3 protein-coding genes and 1 pseudogene are annotated in these 3,308 nt (G+C 63.8%); 3 read left to right on the forward strand and 1 reads right to left on the reverse strand.

The features are described from left to right. Nucleotides 1-143: 143 nt before the first annotated feature. A pseudogene (locus J7E36_RS22805) lies at nucleotides 144-1,063 on the reverse strand (histone deacetylase family protein). Nucleotides 1,064-1,136: 73 nt separating this feature from the next. Here J7E36_RS22805 and J7E36_RS22810 point away from each other — a divergent pair. The 3 genes from J7E36_RS22810 (at nucleotide 1,137) to J7E36_RS22820 (ending at nucleotide 3,270) form a co-directional block, all read left to right on the forward strand. Further along, entirely contained in the window at nucleotides 1,137-1,706 is a 570-nt protein-coding gene (locus tag J7E36_RS22810; RefSeq protein WP_215008200.1) for a GNAT family N-acetyltransferase, read from the forward strand. Between the two features lie 104 nt (nucleotides 1,707-1,810). Next, nucleotides 1,811-2,680 (forward strand): acyl-CoA thioesterase II, encoded by an 870-nt coding sequence (gene tesB / locus J7E36_RS22815; RefSeq protein ID WP_092402291.1) that lies wholly within the window; start codon nucleotides 1,811-1,813, stop codon nucleotides 2,678-2,680. Further along, nucleotides 2,677-3,270, forward strand: coding sequence for an HAD family hydrolase (locus tag J7E36_RS22820; protein ID WP_215008202.1), 594 nt, complete (start codon nucleotides 2,677-2,679; stop codon nucleotides 3,268-3,270). Before tesB ends, J7E36_RS22820 begins: the two co-directional genes overlap by 4 nt. Nucleotides 3,271-3,308 lie beyond the last annotated feature (38 nt).

Raw genomic sequence — 3,308 nt, forward strand, 5'->3', positions numbered from 1 at the left:
GGGCGGGACCTCCCACAGGGTTTGACGATGTGCTCAAAAAACAACCAAGCCTCTGAACGCCATACGAGGCAAAGGCTGTAGGTCGTTTCGCTCAGGTTATCCACAGGCCGCTCCACAGGCATTGTGGGTAACGCACCCTGACTTCAATGACAGCCTGATGACGTCCAGACCTTTTCTGCGCTGTGGTGCAGGATCCCGTGGCGGCGGGCCAGGGCCTTGCGGTCCTTGCTGTAGCCGCCGCCGATCACGCCGACCACCGGGATGTCGCGCCCCAGGCAGTGGCGCAGGACGCTTTCGTCCCGGGCGGCGAGCCCTTCGTCGGTCAGCTTCAGGTAGCCGAGGGCGTCGTCCTTGTGCACATCGACGCCGGCGTCGTACAAAACCAGGTCCGGCTGGTACAGCGGCAGCAGGTAATTGAGGGCATCGTCCACCACCTTCAGGTAAGCGGCATCCTCCATGCCCATCGGCAATGGGATGTCCCAGTCGCTTTGTGCCTTGCGTGCCGGAAAATTCTTTTCGCAATGCAAGGAAACTGTCACGGCGTCGGGGGTGTCATGAAGTATTCGCGCGGTGCCGTCGCCCTGGTGCACGTCGCAGTCGAAAATCAGCACCCGCGAGACCCGGCCGCTGGCCAGGAAGTAGCGGCTGATCACGGCCAGGTCGTTGAAAATGCAAAAGCCGGCGGGTGGTCGTAATGGGCGTGATGGGTGCCTCCGGCCAGGTGGCAGGCCAGGCCGTGCTCAAGGGCCTGTTCGGCCGCCAGCAGGGAACCGCCGACGGCGCGAACCGTTCGGCGGGCCAGGGCATCGCTCCATGGCAGGCCAAGGCGCCGTTGGTCTTCACGGGACAACTCGCCCCCCATATAGCGTTCGATATAGGCACGGTCATGGGCCAGGGCGAGGATCTCCGGCGGACACAACGAGGGGCGCAGCAGGTCGGCGTCCCGGGTCAGTCCACTGTCCACGAGGTGATCGCGCAACAGGCGGAACTTGTCCATGGGGAAACGGTGTTCCGCCGGGAATTCGGGGCTGTAGTCTTCGTGGTAGATCAAAGGCAGCGGCATGGTGTTTTTCAGGAGTGATCAAGTGACGGATCCTACCAGCGATGTAGACTCAGGGCATGGAGAGGGAGTGAAGATGGAGCCGATACTGGAACTGGAAAGCGCGCGGTTGGTTTTGCGCCAATGGCGCGATGGCGATTTGCCGGAGTTTGCCGTCATGTGCGCAGACCCCCAGGTGATGCGTTATTTTCCCGCGCCGCTGAGTCGTCTGGAAAGCGCCGCGTTGATCGGACGCGTGCGCGGGCATTTTGCCGAGCACGGTTTCGGTTTGTGGGCGCTGGAGCGCAAGGACACCGGCGCCTTCATCGGTTTTACCGGGTTGGGCGTGGTCGGTTTCGAGGCGCCTTTCACGCCCGCGATCGAGATCGGCTGGCGCCTGGCCCGGGAGCATTGGGGTCTGGGCTATGCCAGCGAAGCGGCGTGGACTGCGCTGCGCTGCGCTTTCGACGTGCTGGGGCTGGACGAGGTGGTGGCGTTCACCGCCGTCGATAACCTGCCGTCGCAAAAAGTCATGCAGGCCATCGGCATGCAGCATGACCCGGCAGACGACTTCGAGCACCCAAAACTCGCAGTCGGTCACCCATTGCGTCACCATGTGCTCTATCGCATCAATCGTGAGCAGTGGCTACAGACCCTGCACGGTTAGCCGACACGGACGTTTACAATGCCCGCCCAATGTGGCCCGGGCCAAAATCGATCCACCGCCGCAGCACAGACTGCGCGGTATTGCGCTGTGTGAGGAAAGTCTGAATGAGCCACGTGTTGGAAGATCTGGTCGACCTGCTGACCCTGGAACCGATCGAAGAAAACCTGTTTCGCGGTCGCAGCCAGGACCTGGGGTTTCGCCAGTTGTTCGGCGGCCAGGTATTGGGCCAGTCGTTGTCGGCGGCCAGCCAGACCGTGGAAGAGGCCCGTCATGTTCATTCGATGCACGGTTATTTCCTGCGCCCGGGAGACGCGGCATTGCCGGTGGTCTATCAGGTTGACCGGGTGCGTGACGGTGGCAGCTTCAGCACCCGCCGGGTCACGGCGATCCAGAAGGGCCACCCGATCTTCACGTGCAGTGCCTCGTTCCAGTACGACGAGCAGGGCTTCGAGCACCAGAACAGCATGCCGCAGGTCGTTGGGCCGGAAAACCTGCCGTCCGAGCTGGAACTGACCCAGCAGCGGGCGCACCTGTTGCCTGAGCACATGCGCGAAAAGCTGCTGTGCCCCAAGCCGATCGAGGTGCGCCCGGTCACCGAAAAGGACCCTTACAATCCACAGCCGGCCGATCCGGTCAAATACGTCTGGTTCCGCGCCGATGGCGCCCTGGCGGATTCACCGGCCCTGCATAAGTACCTGCTGGCCTACGCCTCGGACTTCGGCCTGTTGACTACCTCGATGCTGCCCCATGGCAAGTCGGTGTGGCAGAAGGACATGCAGGTCGCCAGCCTCGACCATGCGCTGTGGTTCCACGCCGATCTGCGTGCCGATGACTGGCTGCTCTACGCCATGGACAGCCCGTGGGCCGGCAATTCCCGCGGATTTTCCCGGGGCAGCGTATTCAATCGCGCCGGGCAACTGGTGGCATCGGTCACCCAGGAAGGCCTGATTCGCCATCGCAAGGACTGGGCATGAGCCTGGCCGAGGTCCGTCACTGGGTCTTCGACATGGATGGCACGCTGACCGTTGCCGTGCATGATTTTGCGGCGATTCGCGTGGCCCTGGCGATTCCGGCCGACGCTGACATCCTCACCCATCTGGCGGCATTGCCGGCCGATGAAGCGGCGGCCAAGCATGCCTGGCTGCTGGAGCACGAGCGTGACCTGGCGCTGGGCTCCAGGCCCGCGCCGGGGGCGGTTGAGTTGGTGCGGGAATTGGCCGGGCGCGGTGATCGCCTGGGCATCCTGACCCGCAACGCCCGCGAGCTGGCCCACGTGACCCTCGAGGCCATCGGCCTGGCGGATTGTTTCGCCGTGGAGGATGTACTGGGCCGCGACGAAGCACCGCCCAAGCCGCACCCGGGCGGTCTGTTGAAGCTGGCGCAGGCCTGGGACGTGGCGCCCGAGACGATGGTGATGGTCGGCGATTACCGCTTTGACCTGGACTGTGGCCGCGCGGCAGGCGCCCGCACGGTGCTGGTGAACCTGCCGGACAATCCGTGGCCGGAGCTGACGGATTGGCACGCGCGTGATTGTGTTGAATTGCGGCGGATGTTGGTGGGTTGAGGGTGTCGTCGACTTCAAGGGCCCCATCGCGAGCAGGC

Source organism: Pseudomonas fluorescens (assembly GCF_018614775.1).
Lineage (GTDB): Bacteria > Pseudomonadota > Gammaproteobacteria > Pseudomonadales > Pseudomonadaceae > Aquipseudomonas > Aquipseudomonas fluorescens_BY.